Consider the following 24,180-nt stretch of genomic DNA (forward strand, 5'->3'; position numbering starts at 1 on the left):
TTAAGGACCACAGGCCATGCCCAAAATTAAAGCGAACGGGATTGAAATTGCATACGATTGCTTTGGCAATACCGACGCGCAAGTGGTTCTGCTGATTTCCGGTCTGGGTACGCAGATGATTCGCTGGAGTGAACCGTTTTGCCAGATATTGGCAAACCAAGGCTTTAGCGTGATTCGCTTTGACAGCCGCGACGCTGGCCTCTCAACCCACTTCGATAGCGCGTCTACGCCCGATTTCGCTGCAATTTCCGACGCAGTATCCCGTGGCGAAGCGCCCCATGTGCCTTACACACTCTTCGATATGGCGAAGGACGCTATAGGACTGCTTGATGCGTTGAAGATCAGACAGGCGCACGTGGTGGGGCGATCCATGGGCGGCATGGTTGCACAACTGATGGCCAGTGAACATGCTGAACGCGTTCTGTCTCTGGTGTCCATGATGTCGAGCACTGGCAATCGCGATCTGCCGCAGGCCAGTCCTGCAGTGATGGCAGCGATGACATCGCCCGCGCCCCATCCGTTAAAGGACGAACAGGCCTATCTCGCACATTGCGTAGCCTTTTCTCAGGTGATTGCCGGGCGGGGCTATCCGGTCGACGTTTCTGCACAACGCGATCAAGCCTTGGCGGAAGTCAAACGCGCCTACAACCCGAGCGGGTTCTGGCGGCATATCGCAGCCATCGCAGCAACCGGCGACTTGAGAGCACGACTGGCCAAAATAAGTGCTCCGACGCTTGTGTTGCATGGCTCAGACGACCCACTGGTTTCCCCGGAAGCCGGGAGGGACACGGCAGCCCATATTGATGGAGCTGAGCTACGCATCGTCGAGGGAATGGGCCACGATTTACCACCAGCGCTTTTTGGGTTGGTGGCCACAGCCATCGCAGATAACGCACGCCGTATGTTCAACCATGCGAACCAGGTACCCCCGTGCGCAGAGGAACGTCGACGAATGTCCGCAGGCGTGCTTCTTGGAGCCTGCTGACACCGCAGGTATCAATTTGCTGCCTTGCCATTCCTATGCAATTCTTGGCCGCCAGCAGCAGTCCGAATTTATTGCGCGGGGCATGCGTGCAAATGAACAGGCACGCCAGACCGGTGTCTATCATCCAGCCCCAGGCCCCGTCTGCACAATCTTCTCGCGCGGCCCGTCGGCAATGATGCGCCCGCCATCCAGCACCACCACGCGCTGCACGGCGGCCAGCATGGTGGCGCTGTGGGTGGTCATGATGAGCACGTCTTCAGGAGCCAGCAGGCGGTTGATGTGGGTGGCCAGCAGGCGTTCGCCGTCGGGGTCCAGGCCCAGGGTGGGTTCGTCCAGCAGCAGGATGCGGCAGGGCTGGGCCAGGGCGCGGGCCAGGGCCACCTTTTGGCGCTGGCCGCCAGACAGGTTGCTGCCATGGGGGCTGAGCTGCATGCCCAGGCTCATGCGGCCTTTTTGCAGTTCCTCATCCAGGCCCGACACGGCCAGGGCCTGCACAAAGCGTTGCGTGTGGGCGGCACTGCCGGCCACCAGGATATTGCTCTCCAGCGTGCCGGCAAAAATGGCCGGGTCCTGTGCCTTCCAGGCCAGCCAGCGCGCACGGTCGGCCGGTGCAATGTCGTCCAGGGCCAGACCGTCGAACAGGATCTGTCCGGAGTCGGCCTGACTCAAACCTGCTATGCAGCGCAACAGCGTGGACTTGCCCGCACCCGGCTTGCCCAGCAGCGCAATGCGCTCGCCCGGGCGTATGGTCAGGCTGATGTGGTCCAGCGCGGTGGGACGGTCCTTGTAGGCCTTGGTCAGGCCCACCACGGCAATCTGGCCGTGCACGCTGGGGCGGGCCGTGGTCTCGTGCGGCTGCACCGGGGCCAGGCTGGCGTCCATGCGCGCGGCGGCGCGCTCAAAGTCTTTCCACTTGCCCACCACGGTAAACAGCGAGGTGACCAGCGACATGGCGCGCGAGGTCAGCAGGTTGGCCGCAATCAGGCCGCCCACAGACAGCAGCTTGGCATTGACCAGATAGGCACCGGCGCACAGCATGGCAATGGTGGAAAAGCTCAGCATGCCCGCGGCCACGATGCCGATGTGGCCATTGCTCAGGCGGCGCTGGCCCTCGACCTCGGCCGACTGGTCCGACAGCTCTCGCCAATGCCGCACAAAGCTGCCAGCGCCGGGCACGGTGCGCACCACGTCCAGGGCCTGCAGCATCTCGCCCATGTAGCTGAGCTTGCGGGTGACCTGCTTTTCGGCTTCGCGGCCCAGCCGGTTGTTGCGCATCTGCACGGCGTAGCCGATGCCGCTGTACAGCAACACCAGCAGGGTGGCCACAATCGCCAGCGGCCAAGCCACCAGGGCCACCACCAGCAGGTACATCAGCAAAAAGGGCAGGTCGGCCAGCATCAGTAAATAGGTGGACGACACAAAGTCGCGCGAGCTGCTCAGGTCGCGGTAGTTGGACAGAAACCGGGCCACGCCGCTGCCCACGTCCTTTTGCGCCACCAGCCGCTCCCACAGGTTTTCGTCGCTGCGCCGTGCCAGGTCTTCGGACACGCGCTCCATGGACCAGGCACGCACCAGGCGCAGCGCGGTGTCGGTCACCAGGTAGATCAGCATGCCGATCACCAGCGCCCACAGGGTCTCGAACACGCCGTTGTTCACCACCTTGTCATAAACCAGCATGGAGAACACCGGCAGCAGGAGCTGCCCGCTGTTGACCAGGAAGCTGGCCAGACCCACCTCGGCCCAAGCCCGGCGGAACTGCGGCCACAGCGCGGCAAGCGAGCCGAAGCGCTGCGTGGCGGGCGCCTCTGGCAGGTACAGCAGCAGCGCCTGCACGCTCAGGGCGCGGTCGGCATCCGACAGGTCCTGGCTGGGCTCGCCCAGTGCGTTGAGGGCTTGCCAGCGCTGGTCCTGGTGGCGCAGCAGCACGAGGCCGCCGGCGGACAGGCGCACGATGGCCAGGTCGCCGGGCAGCTCCAGAACCTCGGACAACAGGCCCTGCTTGTGGCGCGCGGGCAGGCCCGACACACCTGCGCTGCGGGCTTGTTCACTCCAGGTGTCGGGTTGGTCCAGCAGGGCCGTCAGCAGGGCTTGCAGGCGCGTGGCCAGGGCGCGGTCGGCACCGCAATGCCCGTCGATGGCGGCCAGCACCGCTGTGCGGTCCATGCCAGAAGGAGGGGGAGGGGAACTGCTGATTGCCGCGTCCGTCATCAGGCCGTCTGCCAATGGATCTGTGCCACCTGCGCGCCCGCATTGAACACCAGATAGTCGGTGCCGCCGGACACTGCAAAGCTCTGCACGGTTTCGCCCGCGGCCACGCCGATGTTGAGGGTGTCGCCCGTGTCGGCCTTGATCCACATCTGCGAGCCGTTGCCACCATCGACAAAGTTGCGCACATCCACGCTGGCGATGTCCAGGCGGGTGTTGGTGCCGTCCTTGAGGTTCAGGATTTCCATGTTGTCGCTCACGGCGGCCAGGGTGGACAGGCTGTAGGGGGAACTGGTCAGCCCGGAGAGTTGCACCGTGTCGCCTCCTCCGATCAGCACCTGGGTGTTGCCCTGGCCGTTGATGCGCGTGGGCAGGTTGGCCGTGGCGATGTCCACCAGAAACAGGTCGTCACCGCTGCCGGCAACTGCCGTGTCCTTGCCCGAGCTCACGTCAAAAATATTGTTGCCGCTGCTGGAGCCCGATATGGAGATGTTGTCATTGCCGGCACCCCCCACAATGGTGTTGCCCAGGGAGTTACCCACCAGGGTGTCGTTGAACCCCGAGCCGGTCAGGTTCTGTATGCCCGAGAAGGTGTCGCCCTGGGCATCGCCCACGGTGCCGGTTCCTGTGGCCAGGTTGGCTGTGACACCAGCGCCCGCTGTGGCATACGACACCGTGTTGATACCGGCACCACCTATCAGTTGGTCGGAGCCCGCCCCGCCGATCAGCAGGTCGTTGCCATCACCGCCATCCAGTACGTTGGGGCCGGTGTTGCCAGTCAGCACATCGTTGAAGGCCGAGCCCTGCAGGTTCTCGAAGTTGGTGAGCACGTCGCCGGCCGCGTCGCCACCAGTGTTGGTGGCACCGGGCAGCAGGCTGACGTTCACGCCGGCCGATGAGCGCAGGTAGCTGGCCGTGTCGGTGCCGACGGCACCGTTCAGGGTGTCGGCCCCCTGGCCCCCTTCAAACAGGTTGTTGCCGCCGTCACCGGTCAGGTTGTCCGCAAAAGCCGAGCCCAGGATGTTCTCGAAATTCGACAGGCTGTCACTGCGCGTGCTGCCCACGGCGCCGCCGGTGGCGTTGATGCCACCGTTGCTGAAGTTGACGGTCATGGCCCCGGTGGCGCCGCTGTAGTCCACGGTGTCCACGCCACCCAGGCCGTTCATCGCATTGCTGCCCAGGCCGCCATTGAAGGTGTTGTCGCCGCCATCACCGGTCAGGGTGTCGTCGAAGGCTGAGCCGATGGCGTTCTCCATGCCGCTGAGCACATCGCCCGCCGCATCGCCCAGGGTGCCCGTGCCGTTGATGGTCACGGTGACTGCGCTGGTGGCGCTGGCATAGGAGGCCGTATCCAGGCCCGCGCCGCCCACCAGGGTGTCAGCCCCGGCGCCGCCCACGAGCACATCATCACCGTTGCCGCCGTCGATGCGGTTGGCATTGGTATCACCGATCAGGATGTCGCTAAAGGCCGAGCCGGTGATGTTCTCGAAGTTGCTGAGTGTGTCGATGCCTTCGCCGCCGGTGGACCCGGTGGCAATGCCCAGCACCACCGCGCCGGAAATATTCACGGTAACGCTGGCGGCAGAAAACGCATAGCTCACCGTGTCACCCACGGCGGTGTTGGCGCCTCCATTGAGCGTGTCATTGCTCAGGCCGCCTTCGATCACGTTGTCGCCGGCATCCCCTGTCAGCACGTCGCCATAGGCCGAGCCGAAGATGTTCTCAAAGTTGCTCAGCGTCTTGCCGTCCGAGCTGGAGCTGTTGAGCACCATGGTCACAAAGCCGGTGGCACTGGCGTAGCTGATGGTGTCGCCCACGCTGCTGTTGGCGTCGCCATTGATCACGTCAGCGCCTATGCCGCCATCGATCCAGTCGTCGCTGCTGCTGCCGGTGATGGCGTCTGCAAAGCGCGAGCCAATCACCTGCTCGATGCCGATCAGGGTGTCGGTGCGGCCGGTGCCGCCGCCGCCGGTGACCGTGCCGGCACCCCCCGCACCCAGGGTGATGGCCACCGCCGCAGTGGCACTGGCGTAGCTGGCGATATCAAAACCGGCGCCCCCGTTGAGGGTGTTGATGCCGGTGCCGCCATCCAGCACATTGTTGTTGCCGTCGCCCAGCAGGGTGTCGTTGAAGCTGGTGCCGGTCAGGTTTTCAATGCCGAAGAACTGGTCGCCTGAGGCGTCATTGGTCTGGGTGAAGGAGCCGCTGTTCGACAGGTCCACCAGCACACCCGCAGTCGAGTGGATGTAGGTCACGGTATCCACGCCCAGTCCGCCCTTGAAGATGTCGGCGCCGCCCAGGCCTTCCAGGGTGTCATCACCGGCACCGGCATCCACTACATTGGCATTGCCGTTGCCAATCAGTACGTCGTTGAAGGCTGATCCGGTAAGGCCGTTGATGTTGCCGTTGTAGGTGTCGCCCGCGGCGTCGCCGGTGGCAGACACGGCTGGGCCCACCGTGAAGCTGGTGGTCAGGGTGGCGGTGACGCCCACGCCCGCGCCGGTGGTGATGCCCTGGGCCGCCAGGTAGCTGTTGCCGGCGTTGGCATAGCTGGCAAAGGAGAGGGTGGAGTTGGTGCCCTGGATCTGGTCATTGCCCTTGAAGCCCTCGAGCAGGCCGCGGCCGTTGATGATGTTGTCACCGCCGTTGCCGTACAGGAAGTCGCCGGTGGCGCCCTGGATATTCTCAAAGTTGGTCACCACGTCACCCGCAGCCTCGCCCACCATCACGATGCCCATGGCGGCGTTTTGCGCAGCCGTCAGCAAGGACGCCGTGGTGGAATTGCTGACGTTGAAGTTCACCGCGTCCAGCAGGTAGGTGTCTATGCCCAGGCCACCGTCCAGAATGTCGGCGCCAGTCCAGCCGCGAATGGTGTTGTTGTTGGCGTCACCAATGATCACGTCGTTGTAGTTGCTGCCCAGCCAGATGTTTTCAAAGCCCGAAACGTTGTCATTGCCGCTGCCTCCCGTGACTACGCCGGTACCCATGTTGATGTTGACACCGGCCAGGGCATAGCGGTAGTCCAGCCAGTCGTTGGCGGTGCTGCCGCCAGCCAGCACATTGTCCAGGTTGCTGGCATACACATAGGCATTGTTGGTGCCCGCTGCCGTGAAGTTTTCAAAGCCGCTGAAGTTGGTGTTGGTGCCGGAAACCGGGCCGTAATAGTACACAGAGCCCGTGAACATATTGACGTCCACCCGCTGCGAGCCGGCAAAGGCCCAGACCAGGGTGTCGGTGCCTGCACCGGCATCGATGATGTCGATGACGCTGTCATCGCCGGTGATGGTGATGGTGTCGTTGCCCAAGCCTGCGGTGATGCGGGCTGCGCCCTCCAGGCCGTCGCTGATGCTGTCATCACCACTGCCGCCGTTGAGCGTATCGGTGCCCAGACCGCCCAGCAGCACGTCATTGCCATCGCCTGCGTTGATGACGTTGTCGAGGGCGTCGCCCGTCAGGGTGTCGGCAAAGGCCGAGCCAGTCAGGTTCTGGATGCCGCTGTAGGTGTCACCCGCGGCATCGCCGGTGTTCAGGCTGGCGTTGGCCAGCGAGGCCACCACGCCCACCCCGGCGCCCTGGTCAGTGCCGTGTTCGTAGCTGGCCGTGTTGACACCGGTGCCACCCACCAGCGCGTCGGCACCGCCCAGGCCCTCGAGCACATCATCGCCACTGCCGCCGTCCAGCGTGTTGTTGCCGGCGTTACCCACCAGCGTGTCGTTGAAGATGGAGCCCGTCAGGTTTTCGATCGAGGTGTAGCTGTCGCCCGCTGCATCACCCGAGGCGCTGAAGCCCGCCAGGCTGGCCGTGAGAGACGCGGCCACGGCGGTCAGTGCATGGGCATAGCTGGCGGTGTCGGAGTCGCTGCCGGTTCCGGTGCCGCCAATCAGCACGTCGGCACCGCCCATGCCTTCGAGCACGTTGGTGCCCGCACCGCCCGTCAGGATGTTGACGTTGCCGTCGCCGACCAGCGTGTCGTTGAAGCCCGAGCCGGTCAGGTTCTCGATGCTGGTGTAGGTGTCGCCTGCGGCGTCCCCGGCCTGCACGGGCGCAACGCCAGTGCTGAAGGTGGTGGTCAGCGAAGACACCACGCCCGTGGCTGCATGCGCATAGCTGGCCGTGTCGTTGCCCGATCCGCCCGCCAGGCTGTCGGTGCCAGCCATGCCCTCGAGCACGTCATCGCCATTGCCGCCGCTGATCACATTCGCATTGGCGTCTCCAATCAGCACGTCGCTGAAGGCTGAACCGGTCAGGTTGACAATGCCGCTGTAGGTGTCCCCGTTGGCGTCACCGTCCTGCACCACCGCAGGCCCGGCACTGAAGGCCGTGGTGAGCGAGGACAGCACGGCCGCCGAGGCATGCGCATAGCTGGCCGTGTCGGTGCCGCCACCGCCAATGAGTACATCGGCGCTGCCCATGCCTTCCAGGGAGTCGTTGCCCAGGCCGCCGTTGAGGATGTTCACACCGGTATCGCCCGTCAGCGTGTCGGCGCCCGAGCCGCCGGTCAGGTTCTCGATGGAAACCAGCGTGTCGCCATCGGCCTCGCCGCCGGTGCCCAGGTTGGTGGTCAGGCTGACGGATACGCCAAAGGTGTCGTACTGGTAGCTGGCCGTATCAACGTCGCCGCCACCGTCCAGCGTGTCCGAGCCGCCACGGCCCATCAGGATGTCGTTGCCCAGGCCTCCCTGCAGCACGTTGGCCTGCGCGTCGCCGATCAGCGTGTCGTTGAACTGCGAGCCGCGCAGGTTCTCGATATTGAGGTAGGTGTCGCCCACCGCCTCGCCGGTGCTCACCACGCCCAGGCTGGTGTCCAGCGTAGCCACCACGGCGGTCAGTGCGTTTTCATAGGTGGCGGTGTCAATCCCCTGGCCGCCATCCATGGCGTCTGCGCCGGTGCCGCCGTCCAGCGTGTCGTTGCCGGTGCCGCCGCTCAGGGTGTCGTTGCCGTCGCCGCCATGGACCAGGTCGGGCCCGGCGCCGGTGAAGACGGTGTCATTGCCGTCGCCAGCAAACACTTCCACACCCACGCCTGCGCTGGGCAGCACCATCAGCGGGTCGCCGGTGGAGCTGGTGACGGTGAAGTCGGTCACGCTCACGGCGTTGCGGTAGGTGAAGTTCAGGTTGTTGGTGACCTCAAAGGCCAGCACGCCGGACAGGCCGGTGACGATGACGTCGGCACCGAAGTCGATGATGGCGCTGCTGTCGGTGACGTTGTAGACCAGGTTCACATCAAAGCCGGCCGTCAGCATGCCGGCCGTGGGCGTCACATGCCAGGAATTGGAGGTGGGCGAGTCGCGGGTGACGCCAACGCCTTCGAGGTTGAAGCCTGGAATCTGGGCAATCTTGGCCGCATTGAAGACAAACTGGATGTCGGTGACGCCAGAAAACGCCGTGGGCGTGACGTGCAGGGTCTTGCTCCATTGCTGCGCGCTGCTGCTGAAGGCACTGTTGAAGCCAATGCTGTCGTCGCCCGCTGTGCCGTTGACGACTTCGCGTGTGGACTGGGCCGAGGCGCTGGCGCGCACTTCGAGCTGCACCGAGGTGCCCAGCGGGTCATAGGCACCCAGCGGGATGCCGCTGCGCCCGCTGGGCGTGACCTTGTATTCGCTGGAGGTGTACAGGCTTTGCGTGACGATGGGCTGGCCCGCGCCGCTGAGCAGGTCACTCACCGATTGCGTGGAGCGCCCCGAGCGGAACACCGCAGGCGGCGGCGCATTGAGTGGCACCACCGTGGCGGGCACTTCGCCTTCACCTTCGCCCGCACCGGTGCCGGGCCCCACGCTCTTGCCGCCGCTGGCGGTGGTGATGGGGCGCGAGATGGGCGCAGGGGCCGGTGCTTCCACCGGCGCCTGGTCCTCGGGGGGCGGCGGGTTGGCGTCAATGTTTTCCGTCACCAGCCGCAGGCTGCCGGTTTGCGCCACATTGGCCACACCCACCAGCTTGAACAGGTCCGACAGGTTGATCTTGTCGTTGTTGTTGAAGAAGGCATCCGGCGGGTTGGCCGTCAGGGCGTCGAGCGCGCCATTGGCAATCACCACATGGTCGCCATTGCCAAAGGTCAGCAGCAGGTCCACGTCGGCCACATCCACGGCCTTGAGCACGCCCAGGGCCTCGTTGATCTTGATGGCTCCATTGGCATTCACGACCCGGATCAGCGGGCCGGTCACGGCGGGCTGGGTGCCGCTGGCGTTGTCGGCCAAGGCGGCCCCGTTGCCCTCAACGGCTGCCTTGCTGGTGTTCTGGGTTGCCATGGTCTGTACTCCTGGTGCCGTGCCGGTTCAAACGGATGCTATTTGCGCACGTCGCGCTGGGATTCGAAGGTGGCGTTGGCCACCGTAATCAGGGCCGCCAGCAGGCGCTGGGTTTCCACTGCGCTGTCGTTGAGCGAGAGCTTGAGTTCGCTCATCTGTTCCACGCTGTTTTCGTTGGCCTTTTCCATCAGGGTCAGCATGGAGCCCATCTGGCGTCCCACGCGCTGCATTTCCAGACGGAAGTTGTTGGCGGCCTCGGTGTTCTCGGCCAGCGAGCGCAGGAACTCGCCGCGCTGCTTGCGGAAGTCGTCCATCTCGGCATTCAGGCTGCGTTCCTGCAGCTTGGCCGATTCGGTCAGGCGCTCTTCAATGCGGCGCATGACGCGCACCTCTTCCGAGATGCCCTCCTGCATGGCGCGCGCTGCGAATTGCTGCAGTTGGGCACTGGTCGCATCTCCGTTGGCGGCACCCATCATCGCTGCGGCCACCATGGGAGCCACGGCGTCCGGCATGTCCACGGGCAGGTCAACCGTTGTGTTCCTGGGGGCAGCGGCGGCTTCAGCAGAGGCTTCAAAGGGTGCACCAAACTGCGAGGGCAGGAAATCATCCGGTGGCAGGCCTTCGGCAGCGCGCTTGGCCAGGTTCAGGCGGATGCCGCTTTTGCTGTAGGCAAAGCCTTCGCGGGCCAGCGCAAACTCGATGTGCTGCGCCACTTCCGAGCCCAGCGTGGACATGATGTCGCCCATGCAGCGCTTGACCGACACCATCATGAAACCAATGATGATGGAGCCCAGCAAGCCGTACATGGAGGCCGAGAAGGCAATGCCCATGGAGTGCATGGGTGCCTCCATGCGCTTGACCATCAGGCCGAACACGGCAATCGGGTCGGCGGTCTTCATGTCCAGGTCGCCAAAGCTGGCAATCAGGATGGCAATGTCGTCCAGCGTGGCCAACAGGCCGATGAAGGTACCCAAGAGGCCCATGCCCACCAGCAGGCCGCCCAGAAACTGGGGCAGGGCGTTGCGGCTGCCCAGGCGGGAAGCCGCCTTGTGCAGCTCGTTTTCCAGGGCAATCTGCTCCTGGTGCGAGATGGTGCGCCCGCTGGAAGCGGCCACCATGCGCAGCACGTAGGCGATGTCGGCGTCGCAGTTGAGGGCCATTTCCTGCTGGCCTGAGGGGCTCATGCCGGAGCGGCGTGCGTCCACAAACTCGGCCAGCTTCTGGCCCTCGTACATCAGCTTGTGCACGCTCATCAGGATCAGGCAGCCACCGGCCAGGATGATGGCGAAGATCAGGTAGTTGAGCTGCGGATGCGGGTTGGCCGTGATGGTCTTGATGATCGGTTCGCGATACAGGATGGCACCCAGGATCAGCATCAAAAACGGCAGCGCTGTGTAGACGTAATAGATTCGCAAACGTTTGTACATAGGAGGGTTCCGGGTTCTGGATGGTTTGGGTTGGGGGGTGTCCGGTCAGGCTCAGACCGGGTCGCGGAAGGCGCCGTCGCGAAAGCGCATCAGCGGAGAAAAAACATAGGACAGCACGGTGCGCTTGCCCACCACGATGTCGGCCTCGGCCGTCATGCCGGGCACGGCAGCCAGGGGGGAGTGGCCCTTGGAGGCGATCTTCACCATCACGCGGTAGTAGCGGCCTTCGCGCTCGTCGGTCAGGGTGTCGGCGCTCACCTCGGTTACGCTGCCGTCCAGGGCGCCATAGGTGGCGTAGTCGTAGGCGCCTATGCGCACCCGCGCGGGCAGGCCGCTGTGCAGCCCGGCGCGGTCATTGGGGCGGGCTTTGGCCTCGATCAGCACGCCGCTGTCGTCCGAGGTGATCTCCATCAGTGCCTCACCCGGGCGCACCACGCCACCTATGGTGGCCACCTGCAGGCGGTTCACAAAACCCGAGACCGGCGCGCGCACGCGGTTGCGCTCCAGGCGGTCGGTGGTGGTGTTGAGCTCGAAGCCCGACTTCTCCAGGTCGCCGCGGATTTGGGTGAGCTCGCCCGAGGCCTCTGCGCGAAACTTGGCCTGCACCTCGCCCACGCGCGATTCGGATTCGGCCACCGCGGCGCGCAGGCGCGGCAGGGTGGCTTCGGCTTCGGTGATCTGGGAGAGCAGGCGCTGCAGGCGCGACTGGCTGTCCAGCACTTCCATATTGGAGGCCGCGCCGTTGCGCTTGAGGCCTTCGAGCACACGCAGCTGCTGCTGTGCCACTTCCACTTCGGCCAGCAGGTTGCGCCTGCGGCCTTCGGTTTCGGCAATCTCGCCGCGCTTTTGCGCGGTCTGGCCGCGCAGGGCGGCTACTTCTTCACCCACCCGGGCGCGGCGCGACTGGTAGGCAGCCGTCTCGGCCCGTCGCACTTCCTCGTCCACCAGGTCTTTGGGAAACACCAGGCTGCCCGCACCGGTGGACTCGGCCAGCAGGCGCGCCTCGCGGCCACGCAGCATGGCCGAGCGCGAGCGCTCCTGCTGCACGGTGGAGCGGGCCTGGATGTCGGAGAGCTCCAGCAGGATCTGCCCGGCCTTGACCACCTCGCCCTCGTGGACCAGGATGTTGCGCACGATGCCGCCTTCCAGGTGTTGCACGATCTGCGCCTTGCCGGCCGGCACGATGCGCCCGTCGGTTCGCACGATCACATCCACCCGGGCCAACGCGGCCCAGGCCAGCAGGCAGGTGCTGCCGGCCAGCACGATGAGCACAAAGGCCTGGCGTGGCTGGAGGGAGCGCGGCAATCGCATGGGCGGCCCTACTTCTTCACCACCGGGGAGACCATGACGCGGGAGTTCTCGGCACTGGCCGCACCATCGCGGATCTGTACCTCGATCCGGTCGGGCGCCATGCCCGCCTTGATGAGCTGGTTGCGCACGGCCATCACCCGGTAGAAGGCAATGCGCTTGGCCTCGGAAAAGCCGGTGGGCACCAGGATCTCCACGCGCGCCGCACCGCTGGCCATCATGGGGCCCAGTGCGGCCTTGAGGGTCTCGGATTCCGGCGCGCTCAGCAGCACGGCGTCCTTCTCGAAGTTGACGATCACACCGCCGCCCGCCGGAGTCAGCTCGCGCAGCACCTTGTCCGGCACGGCCAGCGGTGTCTTGGCGGTGATGACCTTCTGGTCCTTCGGGCTGTCATTCTTTTGCAGCACCTGCAGCTTGAGCGCATCGACTTCCTTTTGCAGGGCGATCACCTGCTGCTTGGGGTCCATGGGCGCTTCGGACTTGGAGGCCGGCGGCACATCGGCGGCCGAGGCGGCATCCTTGTGGCGGCTGAGCTCCAGGGCGAACATGAACACTGCCACGATCATGATGGTCAGCATGAACAGCAGGTTGAGCACCAGGTTGGTTACGGCATCGACATAGCCGGGCCAGAAAATGTCGGCGCCGTCGTCGCTGCTGGCTTCAATGGACATGGGTCTTGCTCCAGACTGGCGTTAGTTGAGGCTGGCCACCGGTGCGGCTGTGTCCCAGCCCGCTTCCCGGTTCGGGCTGCCTTGCAGCAGGCGGGCGATCTGCGCCAGGCTGCTGATCTCCAGCACGTGCAGGTTCACCAGACGCACACGCACCTGGTAGTAGCGGTCAAATACGTCCAGTACATCCAGCAGCGACTGGTTGCCCGACAGCATGCGGTTGGAGACGGCCCGGGCTGCAGAGGCCGTGGACTGCAGCTCCAGGTAGCCCGAGGCAATGCGTTTGCGCGTGACGCCCAGCTGTGCGTACTGGCTGGTGAGGGTCTGCAGCACCTTGCGGCGCTGGTCATCGAGCTTGTATTTCAGCTCGTTGTAGCGCGCGGCCTTCTCGTCGTTAAAACGGCGGTCGCCATAGCCGCTGAACAGCGCCCAGTTCAGCGAGAGCATCAGGCGCTGGTCCTTCTGGCTGCCTGCAGCGCCACCGGCATGCACCGATTCATTGGCGGAATACTCCAGGTCCAGGCGCGGCAGGAAGCGCTTGCTGGCGGCATCGAGGTCCAACTGCGCCGCACGCACTTCGGCATCGGCCGCAGCAATGTCCGGGTTGGATTGCAGGGCCTGGGTGATGGCCGTATCCAGGCTAGCCGGGACCACCGACAGGCCCACGTCTTCCGGCTCGGGCAGGCGCAAGGAGCCAGGCACCACATTGACCAAGCGCACAAACTCCACGCCGGCGGCGGCGTGGGCCGACTCCTGCTCCAGGCGGGCCGACTGCGCGTTCAGGCTGCGCGCACGCACCCGTTCCTTGTCGGAATTGCTGGACACGCCAGCGGCTGCGCGCTTGTCCACATACTTGAACAGCTCGTCGAGCTGCACCTGGTAGTCCTGCGCCATGTCCGACAGGATGCGGCTGGACGAGAGGGACAGATAGGCATTTACCGTGGACAGGTAGGCATCACCCACACTGGCTGACTGGCTGGCCATGCGCGAGCGCTCGATTACCTGGCGGCGCTTCCAGTCCCCGAAGCTGGGGCCGTCATAGAGCGGCTGCTTGAGGGTCAGCGAACTGTCCGAGCGGTTGTGGTCACTGACGGGCACCACCTTGCCGGTGGCCGGATCGGTGAGCACGCCGGGTTCCGACCTTTCCTGGCCCGATTTCAGGTTCAGCACCAGGCTGGGCAGCAAGAAGGCTTTGGCCTGGCCGGTCTGGGCCACGGCCTGGTCAAGCTTGGCACCAGCGGCCAGCACGTCGCGGTTGAAACCCAGCGAGGCCTTGACGGCCTGTGCCAGATCAATGGCATCGGTCATGGTGGCAGGCTCGGCGCCCACGCCTTCCATGCTGGACAGGCCGGTGACATAGGTCGCGTGCGATCGGGTGAAGACCTGCACTTCAAAGGCGCCGGCAATGCCGATCAGGCTGCGCTCGCTTGGAACAGTGAAGCGTCTGGCTTCGTCGTTGTTGTTTTTGCCCGTATCCATGGCAGCGGTTTCTGCTGCCTGGTCTGCGGCGGTGGCCGCCATGGCTGCGGCATCGGCCTCGGCGCTGATGGGCGCCACGCGGCGGGTGTTGCCCATGACGGCGTTTACGGCGTCCACCGCGGCCGAAGCTGCCGCAGCGGCTGCGGCGGCGGCCGTGGCTGCGGCTCCCGCGGCTTGCGAAGCAGCAGCAGCGGCTGCCGCAGCGGCTGTCAGTGTCTTGTTGGGCCGTGACAGCAGGGGTTCGGAGGCGGTGCCAGGCGGTGGTTCGGCTGTAAACGCGGTCGAGGAACCCAGCAGGATTCCTATTCCCAGGAGCCGATTCAGTCTCAAGCCTCTAGTCACCACCATATGGACGCGCCCTGAAATTTATGTGTTGGAGTAGCTAATTACCCTAATAGAAAATAGTGTCACACAAAAATAAGACGGAAACTTTCATTTCTGCAACTTTTGTACGAATGGACATGCTTGACCCCGCAGCTCCGGCCTTGGCCCAAGAGGCTTCAATACAAAATGTGCGATTGGTTGCACATTTTGTATTGAACTGCAAAGATGGGTTTGTGAGGGTGAGTCCCTCCATATCAATCCTTCTTTCCAGGGAGTCAGGGCATGAAACACCTCACCATTGCCACGCGCCTGCGGTTGCTGATCGCCATGCTGTGCATCTTGATGCTGGGCATCGGCATTCTGGGTGTCAGGAGCCTGGCTGAAGCCAACGCTGCCCTGAAGACCGTCTACCAGGACCGCACCGTGGCGCTGTCGCAATTGGCCGAAGTCATGCGCCACAACCAGCGCAACCAGATTGCCATGGTCAGTGCGGTGGCCGACCCCAGGCCGGAGTCGGTTGCCCGGTTCGTCGAAGAAATGCACACCAACACAGCGGGCATGAAGAACGACTGGGACGCCTACCAGGCCACTTACCTCACGCCGGAAGAAAAAGTGCTGTCGCAAAAGTACATGGCGCTGCGGGACCGCATGGAGTCGGCGGCACTGCAGCCCATGGTGGCAGCCCTGCAGGCCAAAGACAGCAAGGAAGCCAGTCGCATCGCCATCGAGGTGGTGCCCGAGGTCTATTTGCCGCTGCGCGAGTCGGTCAATGCGCTGATTGAACTGCAAGTCTCCGAAGCCAAGAAGACCTATGACGCCGAGGACCAGAACTACCAGGCCACGGTGACCTGGACCTTCGGCACGATTCTGGCTGCGCTGTTGCTGTCATCGCTTTTCGGCTACCTCCTGATTCGCAGCATCACCGGCTCCTTGAACCAGGCGCAGTCCTTGGCCGATGCCATCGCCCAGGGCGACCTGACGCGTGACATTGCCGCCCAAGGGCAGGATGAAGTGGCCCGGCTCGTGCAGTCCATGGCGGCCATGCGCCAGTCGCTGGTGACTGTGGTCTCCCATGTGCGGCTGGGCTCCGAAGGGGTGGCCACCGCCAGCGCCGAGATTGCCCAGGGCAACCAGGACTTGTCTTCGCGCACCGAGAGCCAGGCCAGTGCCCTGGAGGAAACGGCGGCCTCGATGGAGGAATTGGGCTCCACGGTTTCGCACAATGCCGACAACGCGCGCCAGGCCAATCAGCTGGCGCAGAACGCCTCCAGCGTGGCCATCAAGGGGGGTGAGGTGGTCAGCCAGGTGGTGGAGACCATGAAGGGCATCAACGACAGCTCGCGCAGGATTGGCGACATCATCAGCGTGATTGATGGCATTGCCTTCCAGACCAATATCCTGGCCTTGAATGCGGCGGTGGAGGCTGCCCGTGCAGGCGAGCAGGGCCGTGGCTTTGCGGTGGTGGCCTCCGAGGTGCGGGCGCTGGCCGGGCGCAGCGCCGAAGCGGCCAAGGAGATCAAGCTGCTGATCGGCTCCAGTGTGGAGCGGGTGGCGCATGGAACACTGCTGGTGGACCAGGCCGGAGCCACCATGCAGGAGGTGGTGGGAGCCATTCGCCGCGTGACCGATATCGTCGGCGAGATCAGTGCCGCAGGCAGCGAGCAGGCGGCCGGTGTGAACCAGGTGGGCGAGGCGGTCAACCAGATGGACCAGGTGACGCAGCAAAACGCGGCCCTGGTGGAGCAAATGGCAGCGGCGGCCACCAGCCTCAAGACCCAAGCGGGCGATCTGGTGCAGGTGGTGGCCCAGTTCAAGCTGGGAAGCGAGTCCGCGGTCGCCCCGGCCGCCCCGTTGCGCAGAGCGGCGGTCCCGCGCCATGTGCCGCAGGTGCTTGCCAAGCCAACCGCACCGAAGCGCCTGGCCGGCATGGCGCCCCGGCCTGCCCAGACCAAGCCGGCCAGGCCCTCGCCCAAAGCCATCGCTGCGGCTGCCAGCACCGTGCCACCCGGCAAGGATGACGACTGGGAGACCTTCTAGCCCCGGCGCGGCCCGGTTCCCATACCGCCTACAATTGCGCGGTGTTCTGAAAAAACACATTCGCTAGGGGTGTTGGCTTCGCGCAGGCGCAGCCGACTGAGACAGTCCCTTTGAACCTGATTGAGGTAATCCTCGCGCAGGGAAGCAAATGCACAAGCGGTGTTCGCCGTGGCGCATGCCTTCCTGCCAACCATTTGCTTGGAGCAAACGTATGGCAATGTCACCCACCGGCCCCCACACCGGTTCTTCCCCCTCAAAAACCAACCAGGCTCTGAGCAGCCTGCCCGCCAGCGAGCGCAGCTTTGCCTGGCGGGACCACGCCTCGCTCTGGTTCAGTCTGGGCGTGGGCCTGCTGGTCATGCAAATGGGCGCTTACCTGGTGCCCGCCGTGGGCACGCGCGATGCGGCCCTGGCCATTCTGCTGGGCACAGCCCTGGGCGCGGGTCTGCTGGCTTGGACCGCGAAGCTGGGGGCCGACAGCGGCCTGACCAGCGCCGGGCTGATGCACCGCACCTATGGCAGCTGGTTTGCCCGCCTGCCGGTCTTCCTGAACATTGCGCAGCTGATTGGCTGGACCACGTTTGAGCTGGTCATCATGCGCGACGGCACGGCCGCCATCGGCAAGCAGTCCCTGGGCTGGCAACTCGATGGCGCCGCCGGTGTGGCAGCCACCACCGTGCTGTGGGGTGCAGTGCTGGCGCTCATGCTCTCGGGCTCCATGACGCATTTGGTGCGCAAGATCATTGGCCGCTACGGCCTGCCGCTGGTGATTGCCTCGCTGCTCTGGCTGAGCTGGCAGTTTGGCGCCAAGGTTCAGGCCAGCGGCTGGAACACCTTTGTGGAGCGCGCCGGTGACGGCAGCATGGGCCTGCTCTCGGCCATGGACCTGGTGATTGCCATGCCCGTGTCCTGGCTTCCGCTGGTGGCCGACTACGCGCGCCACGCCAAGAGCGGACGCAGTGCCTTCAGCGGTACCTGGGTGGGTTATGCCGTGGCCAATGTCTGGTGCTATGCGCTGGGTGTGATGGTGGCCAGCGTCTCGGCGCCGGGCGCCGACCTGGTGGCCACGCTGCTGCTGGCGCAGGGCGGCCTGATTGCGCTGTCCCTGATTCTGGTGGACGAGATCGACAACGCCTATGGCGACGTGTATAGCGGCGCTGTCTCCAGCCACAGCCTGTTGCCGCAGTGGTCCATCCGCAGTTGGGGCCTGGGCCTGGCGCTGCTGTGCACGGGCCTGGCTTTGGTCTTGCCCATGCACGGGCTGGAGCCGTTTCTTCTGATCCTGAGCTCGGTGTTTGTGCCGCTGTATGGCGTGATTCTGGGGCGGCTGGGTTTTGCCGCCGCGCCCCGGGGCACACAGTCCGTCAAGGTGGACTATGCTGCCGCTGGCATCTGGCTGCTGGGCATTGCCCTGTTCCAGACGCTGACGCATCTGGCGCCGCAGTGGGGTGCCACGCTGCCCACGCTGCTGCTGACCGGCGCGCTGGCCATCGCCACGCGCAGAGCCGCTTAAGGCGCGGTCTGCAGCACCATAGCCACGGGCGCGTAGCCGTGGTTGAGCGGGCCGCTGCCGTGGCCGGTGCGCACCTGTGCACCGTGCAGCAGGGCGCCGCGGATGTAGCGGCGTGCGGATTGCACCGCCTGCACCAGATCCTGCCCCAGGGCCAGATGGGATGCGATGGCCGAAGACAGCGTGCAGCCCGTGCCATGCGTGTTGGGCGTGTGGATGCGGGCATCGCGCATCCACAGGGTCTGGCCGCCGGCCACGGCCAACAGGTCGCTCACCACCTCGCCCTGCAGATGCCCGCCCTTGAGCAGCACGGCCCGCGCGCCCATGGCCAGCAGGGTGGTGGCGGCTTCCTGCATATCGCCCTCTGACTGCAGGGGGCGCTTGACCAGCAGGGCGGCTTCGTCCAGGTTGGGTGTGATCAGCGCAACCTGTGGAAACAGTTCCTGCACCAGCACTGCGATGGCGCTGTCGTCAATCAGCACGGCGCCACTGGTGGCCACCATCACCGGGTCAAACACCACGTTGTGCATGGCGTGGCGCGCAATCGCCTGGGCCACCGTGCGCACAATGTCGGGCGAGTGCAGCATGCCGATCTTCACGGCGTCCACGCCTATGTCTTCCAGTACGGCGTCGATCTGGTCGGCCAGCATCTGCGGCGGCACGGCGTGGATGGCGCGCACGCCCTGGGTGTTTTGCGCGGTGAGCGCGGTGATGGCCGTCATGCCAAAGCAGCCCAGGGCGCTGATGGTCTTCAGGTCGGCCTGGATACCGGCACCGCCGCCGCTGTCCGAGCCAGCGATGGAGAGCACGCGCGGGAAATGAAAGGAAACCTGGTGGATGGGCATTTGGACGGGTGTTTGGAGTGGCAAGTCAGCGGGCATCTATCAATCTCTTGAGTTCCTGGGCGCTGGCGCGTGGGTCGGCTGCCGAGCAAACGGCGCTGACCACGGCCAGGCTGTCGGCACCTGCGGCCAGCACCTCTGCCGCGTTGCCCGCGTGGATGCCGCCTATGGCCACCAGCGGCAACGCGGTGGCGGCGCGCACTTCTTTCAAACCGTCCAGGCCCCAGGGCGTGGCGGTATCGGTCTTGGTGGGCGTGGCGTACACCGGGCTCACACCCAGGTAATCCAGCGGCAGGGCCACGCTGTGCGCCACCTGCTCCAGGGTTTCCACCGACCAGCCGATAAACACCTCGGGCGGCAGCAGCGCGCGCGCCCGTTGCACCGGCAAATCGCTTTGCCCCAGGTGCACGCCCTGCGCGCCGCAGGCCAGCGCAATGTCAATGCGGTCGTTGATGATGAGCGGCACATTCAGCGGGCGCAGCAAGTCCATCAGGGCCATGGCCTGGGCATGGAAGTCGCGGCTGCCCAGATGCTTTTCGCGCAGCTGCACGCAGGTCACGCCGCCGTGCACGGCAGCCAGCACCACATCGGCCAGCGTGCGGCCCAGCAGGCTGGCCTGGTCGGTCACCAGGTACAGGCGCAGCGCTTGCTGCAGCCGTGTGCGGCTCCAGGGCGTGGCTGTTGGAAGCACCGGGTCTACCAAGGTTTGAATTCCATTTTCAGGCGCTGCTCAAAGGTAGTCTGGTCCAGCAGTTGCAGCTCGTCGAGCATGGCCACCTGCATGCTGCCCACACCCTGGCGGCGCACCACGGCCTTCTCGGCCGCCACCTCGCCCACCACACCCATCAGCGCCATGGCCGACACCGTGGCGCGCCAGGCATCGGGCTGCACCGCGCAAAAGGCGCCAATCAGGGCCGTGGCCGAGCAGCCCACGCCGGTGATCTTGGTCATCCAGGGGTGGCCGTTGGCAAGCAGGGCCCAGCGCCCGCCATCCACAATGTGGTCGGTGGCACCGCTCACGCAGACCGTGCCGCCGGTGCGCTCAACCAGGGCGCGCGCCGACGACAGGGCGTCATTGGCGGCAGCGCCGCTGTCCACACCCTTGGTCTGCACATTGGAGCCGGCCACGCTCATGATCTCGGAGCCGTTGCCGCGAATCACCGTGGGCGAGGCCGTGTCCAGCAGCAGGGCGATGCTGGCATTGCGGTAGGGCGTGGCGCCCGCGCCCACCGGGTCCAGCACCGTGGGGATGCCGCGCTGGCTGGCAGCGCCCAGGGCCAGGCGCATGCTCTCGATCCAGGCGGGCTCCAGCGTGCCGATGTTGAGCACCAGCGACTGCGCAATGGCCACCATGTCCAGTACCTCTTCGTGCGCATGCGCCATCACGGGCGAGGCGCCTGCAGCCAGCAGCACATTGGCGTTGAGGTTCATCACCACAAAATTGGTGATGCTGTGAACCAGCGGTGCGCGCTCGCGCACAGCGGTGATGTCGTTCCAGATGTCGGAGGCTTTCAGCATGGTCATGGTCGTCCTGTGGTGTGGAGGAAATGGACCATGCGCGGTGCAGTGAAGCGAGCTTCCCTACGCTGGCACGACCCAGATCAGGTTCAAAGAGTATTTCTCAGCCGCCCCAGGCGGCACCTCTAGCAGGCAGGATTATCGGTCAAAGCAGATGCGCTTCGGTCCGGCTGACTGGATGGGTGTATGCGCTATCCGCATTTGCAGGCCTTGTTTCCATCTTTGTTCTGTGTTGGACAAAGCGCCTCTGCAAAAACGCGCCACTGTCCAACACTGCGCCCACTTCGTCACTGACCTGCAGCGACGGGACCTTCAACAACCTGTTCCCCTCTTCCAATCAGGAAAAGCCATGACTTCACCCCTCACCATAGACCACGCACCCGCCTTGGCTGCCATCCGAGCAGCCGCCCAGCGGAACAACGCCACCAAGAGCGGACTTCCTTTGGAGACATACACCGCTGCCGGTGTGACCGGTGCCCAATCCGCCTTTCTGTCCGCCTACAACAGCGCGCTCGACAGTGCCGCCGTTACGGGCGCCCGGGCCGACACCACCGCCGAAGTGCAGGCCATTGTGGATGCCTACAACACCATACTGAAGGTGACCGACGGCTACAGCGGCGTACCCATCCCCGTGGTCAGCGCTGCGCAATACGTCGCTATCGGCGTCACCGGCGTGAGCGGCCCTGCAGTGAATGGCACCGCCCTGCACCTGCTGGATGACTCGCTCTTGGGCGTGGGCAGGCAAGCCGCAGACACCGTGGCCGAACTGCAGGCCCGGGCCCATGCGGCAAACCATGTGATGGCAGCCACTGGCGGCAACGTGTTTCAGTCCGCAAACTTGAGCGCGCAGGACTTTGCTGCCCTGGGGGTTACGGGTGTGACTGCGGCCAATTTGCGTTCCATACGCACGGTGCTACGCGCGGTGAGTAACGACTCCGAGGTGGATACCCGCTACGGGCTTCAAAGCATGGTCAATGCCGTTCTGGGCACCAGTGCCGAAAGCGCCAAGGCAGTGATCCTGGCGGAGGCAGAGTTCAACTCCGCCAACGCAACCACGCTGAGTGCCAAGGTCTATGCCACCGCCGGCGTGGCCGGGGTGGACAGCAGCAACCTGGCCTCTATCAACAGTGCCATCAACAGCCAGGCCTTTGACGCCAGTTCTGCACTGCATGGTCTGCAGCCGATGGTGGACGCCTACAACGCCATCCTGCGCAGTGCCGATGGCACAGCGGGCAACACCAGCATGGCGCTCACCGGCGCGCAGTTCAGCGCAGTGGGCGTGACCGGCATCAGCAACACCGCCACGGCCGCTGGTAGCAGCGCCCTGCACCTGCTCGACAGCGTGGTGGACGCCAGCAGCAGGGCCAAAGTGGACACCGTCCCCGAACTGCAGGCCATGGCCAATGCCGCCAACCATGTGATGGCTGCAGCCGGCGGCAGTGCAACCGAAGCGGCTACCTTGAGCGTGATAGACATGGCCGCCCTGGGAGTCACCGGTGTGACCGGCGCCAACATCGCAGCCGTTCGAACCGTCTTGCAAGCCATTTCACATGACTCCGACGTGGGCAGCCAAAACGACCTGCAGCACTTGGTGGACGCCACGGTGGGTGGCGACTCCAACAGCGCCTTGGCGTGGATCAGCACCGAAGCCCTGCACAACTCCGCCAACAGCACCACATTGAGCGCCAGCGTGTATAGCCATGTCGGTGTGCATGGCGTGGACAGCAGCAATCTGACTTCCATCAACAGCGTGCTCAACAGCAGTGGCGTGACCGGCTTGCTGGCCGACACGCCGCAGGAGTTGCAGCAGATTGTGGACACCTACAGCGCCATCCTCCAGAGTGCCGATGGTGTGTCTGACAATACCGCCACGCCACTTACGGCTGCGCAGTGGGCTGCGGTGGGGGTGGACGTCAAGATCGTGGTTGCCCAGTTCGGCCTTGAACACAACCTGCATCTGCTCAACAGTGTCGTGGATGCCAGCGCCAAGGCCCAAGTGGACACCGTGCCGGAACTGCAGGCCATTGCCGATGCCGCGCACCACGTGATGTCATGGATCGGCACCCTGAATGTCGGAGGTGTGCCCCCGACCTCGCCGCCGGTGCCGCTGACCATACAGGACCTGCAGACCCTGGGCATCACGGGTTCCTACGTTGACCAAATGGCTGCGATCAATACAGCCCTTCAACACACCGGCGGTGTATTGCGCACTGCCCTGGACACGCAGTCTGAACTGCAGAGCTTTGTCGACTACACCGTGGCCAACGGCCACGGCCCGGCGATCCCGTATCCCTTGGACGACCAGAAGGTCCAGGTCGTGACGGCTGTTGATCCGGTTGTCCTGACTGGCATTCAACATATTGTCTCGACGGCCGTTGATCCGGTTGTCGCGACTGCTATTGAGGCTGTTCCCGTCGATCCGTTCTTCACCGGTTCCTGCATCGATTTGCGCTTTACGGTCTGTCTTTTCAACACGGTCGCCCAGACGAACGTCACTCCGTTGGAAGTGGGTGTTGCAACCGAGACCACGACACCGGTCTGGGGTTGCATCTTCCCGCCCGCCCAGGTGACTGACATTGGGACCCTGGTCAATCCGCCCGTGCTGGCGGCTTAAGTCGTCGCTGCCTCGGCCACCAGCCAGTCCTTCAGGTACATCACATCCGCCCGCAGGGCCTTGCCCTGCGGCGCGGTGATGAACAGGGGCTGGTCGGTGGTCACGCTGTGGTGTAGCGGGCGCACCAGCAGCCCCTGCACTATGAGCGGTTGCACAATGTGGCGCCAGCCTTGCGCCACGCCCTGGCCCTCGATGGCCGCCTGCAGCACGATGGAATAGTCGTTAAAGCGAAACAACTGCGGCTTGCGCGGCAGGCGCGTATTGAAACGTGCCAGCCATTCCTTCCAGTCCATACGCGGCGCATAGCGCTCCTCCAGCAGCAAAAGCGGGCTGTTGGCCAGGGACTGCAGATCGGGCAGCGGATTGCTTTCCAGAAACTTGGGGCTGCACACCGGAAAGATCTCCTCGTCCACAAAATGCCACTTCTGGTAGTTGGCAAAGTCATCCGCGCCCAGGGTGATGGACAGGTCAATGCGCTCGCGCGCCATATCCAGGTCGGTGTCGGTGGTGATGACGCGCAGCTCAATGTCCGGGTGCAGCTGCTTGAAGCGCGCAATGCGCGGCAACAGCCACCAGGTGGCCGTGGCGGTGGACACGGCCAGCGTGACCTGGTGCGCCTGCATGCTGCGCACCTCGCGCAAGGCCTGGTCGATCAGCGACAGGCCCATGCCCACCTGCTCCAGCAAATACTGGCCTGCCTCCGTCACCCGCACGCCCTTGTGCTGGCGCTCGAACAGGGCTACACCCAGGTCCGCCTCCAATAAGCGCATGGCATGGCTGACGGCAGGCTGGCTGATGTGCAGGTCTTCGGCCGCGCGGGTAAAGCTGCCACGCCGGGCTGCGGACTCAAAGACCAAGAGGTTGTTGAGGGACTGGTTGGGTTTGGCGCTGTGGGACGGGCGGGGCGCATGGGTGGAATGGGTGCTTGGCATGAGCTGAGTTTATGGCAAGCATGAGGCGGATTGCCATTCACAGCAGGGCTCTCTTGGCATATCGTTTGGTAATGGCCCACAAAACG

Annotated in this window: 14 protein-coding genes and 2 riboswitches; of the genes, 4 read left to right on the plus strand and 10 right to left on the minus strand. The window is 64.7% G+C overall.

Annotation, left to right across the window (positions count from 1 at the left end; genetic code table 11):
• Nucleotides 1–16: 16 nt before the first annotated feature.
• Nucleotides 17–985, plus strand: a complete 969-nt coding sequence (locus DIC66_RS06470; protein ID WP_117175260.1) for an alpha/beta fold hydrolase — start codon at nucleotides 17–19, stop codon at nucleotides 983–985.
• Between the two features lie 120 nt (nucleotides 986–1,105).
• On the opposite strand, the gene DIC66_RS06475 is transcribed toward DIC66_RS06470, so the two are convergent.
• The 6 genes from DIC66_RS06475 to DIC66_RS06500 are packed head-to-tail and all read right to left on the minus strand — an operon-like array spanning nucleotide 1,106 to nucleotide 14,647.
• Nucleotides 1,106–3,148, minus strand: a complete 2,043-nt coding sequence (locus DIC66_RS06475; protein WP_158558855.1) for a peptidase domain-containing ABC transporter — start codon at nucleotides 3,146–3,148, stop codon at nucleotides 1,106–1,108.
• Nucleotides 3,149–3,192: 44 nt separating this feature from the next.
• Nucleotides 3,193–9,435, minus strand: coding sequence for a calcium-binding protein (locus DIC66_RS06480; RefSeq protein ID WP_117175264.1), 6,243 nt, complete (start codon nucleotides 9,433–9,435; stop codon nucleotides 3,193–3,195).
• A 38-nt stretch (nucleotides 9,436–9,473) separates the two neighbouring features.
• Nucleotides 9,474–10,862, minus strand: a complete 1,389-nt coding sequence (locus tag DIC66_RS06485) for a hypothetical protein (protein ID WP_117175266.1) — start codon at nucleotides 10,860–10,862, stop codon at nucleotides 9,474–9,476.
• 51 nt (nucleotides 10,863–10,913) lie between these two features.
• A complete protein-coding gene (locus DIC66_RS06490; RefSeq protein WP_117175268.1) occupies nucleotides 10,914–12,173 on the minus strand; it encodes an HlyD family type I secretion periplasmic adaptor subunit in 1,260 nt (419 codons plus the stop codon).
• Between the two features lie 8 nt (nucleotides 12,174–12,181).
• Nucleotides 12,182–12,841 (minus strand): hypothetical protein, encoded by a 660-nt coding sequence (locus DIC66_RS06495; RefSeq protein ID WP_117175270.1) that lies wholly within the window; start codon nucleotides 12,839–12,841, stop codon nucleotides 12,182–12,184.
• 21 nt (nucleotides 12,842–12,862) lie between these two features.
• Complete coding sequence (locus tag DIC66_RS06500) at nucleotides 12,863–14,647, minus strand: TolC family protein (RefSeq protein ID WP_117175272.1); 1,785 nt, start codon at nucleotides 14,645–14,647, stop codon at nucleotides 12,863–12,865.
• 276 nt (nucleotides 14,648–14,923) lie between these two features.
• On the opposite strand from DIC66_RS06500, the gene DIC66_RS23570 reads away from it, so the two are divergent.
• Both DIC66_RS23570 and DIC66_RS06510 read left to right on the plus strand, forming a co-directional pair.
• A complete protein-coding gene (locus DIC66_RS23570) occupies nucleotides 14,924–16,678 on the plus strand; it encodes a methyl-accepting chemotaxis protein (protein WP_117175274.1) in 1,755 nt (584 codons plus the stop codon).
• Between the two features lie 55 nt (nucleotides 16,679–16,733).
• A riboswitch (TPP riboswitch) is annotated at nucleotides 16,734–16,838 on the plus strand.
• A gap of 57 nt (nucleotides 16,839–16,895) precedes the next feature.
• Complete coding sequence (locus tag DIC66_RS06510) at nucleotides 16,896–18,191, plus strand: purine-cytosine permease family protein (RefSeq protein WP_117175276.1); 1,296 nt, start codon at nucleotides 16,896–16,898, stop codon at nucleotides 18,189–18,191.
• Here the strand turns inward: DIC66_RS06510 and thiD are convergent.
• The 3 genes from thiD to thiM are packed head-to-tail and all read right to left on the minus strand — an operon-like array spanning nucleotide 18,188 to nucleotide 20,554.
• Entirely contained in the window at nucleotides 18,188–19,033 is an 846-nt protein-coding gene (gene thiD / locus DIC66_RS06515) for a bifunctional hydroxymethylpyrimidine kinase/phosphomethylpyrimidine kinase (protein ID WP_233505810.1), read from the minus strand. The two genes, DIC66_RS06510 and thiD, sit on opposite strands and share 4 nt — an antisense overlap.
• A gap of 25 nt (nucleotides 19,034–19,058) precedes the next feature.
• Nucleotides 19,059–19,733, minus strand: coding sequence for a thiamine phosphate synthase (gene thiE / locus DIC66_RS06520; protein ID WP_233505811.1), 675 nt, complete (start codon nucleotides 19,731–19,733; stop codon nucleotides 19,059–19,061).
• The gene (gene thiM / locus DIC66_RS06525; protein WP_117175280.1) at nucleotides 19,727–20,554 is read right to left on the minus strand and encodes a hydroxyethylthiazole kinase; all 828 of its coding nucleotides are present in this window, start codon (nucleotides 20,552–20,554) and stop codon (nucleotides 19,727–19,729) included. Before thiM ends, thiE begins: the two co-directional genes overlap by 7 nt.
• A gap of 37 nt (nucleotides 20,555–20,591) precedes the next feature.
• Nucleotides 20,592–20,685, minus strand: a riboswitch (TPP riboswitch).
• 212 nt (nucleotides 20,686–20,897) lie between these two features.
• Here thiM and DIC66_RS06530 point away from each other — a divergent pair.
• A complete protein-coding gene (locus tag DIC66_RS06530) occupies nucleotides 20,898–23,162 on the plus strand; it encodes an autotransporter outer membrane beta-barrel domain-containing protein (protein ID WP_117175282.1) in 2,265 nt (754 codons plus the stop codon).
• Here the strand turns inward: DIC66_RS06530 and DIC66_RS06535 are convergent.
• The gene (locus DIC66_RS06535; RefSeq protein ID WP_117175284.1) at nucleotides 23,159–24,094 is read right to left on the minus strand and encodes a LysR substrate-binding domain-containing protein; all 936 of its coding nucleotides are present in this window, start codon (nucleotides 24,092–24,094) and stop codon (nucleotides 23,159–23,161) included. The genes DIC66_RS06530 and DIC66_RS06535 overlap by 4 nt on opposite strands.
• Between the last annotated feature and the right edge of the window lie 86 nt (nucleotides 24,095–24,180).

The sequence above is a fragment of the Rhodoferax lacus genome (assembly GCF_003415675.1).
Classification (GTDB): Bacteria; Pseudomonadota; Gammaproteobacteria; order Burkholderiales; family Burkholderiaceae_C; genus Allorhodoferax; species Allorhodoferax lacus.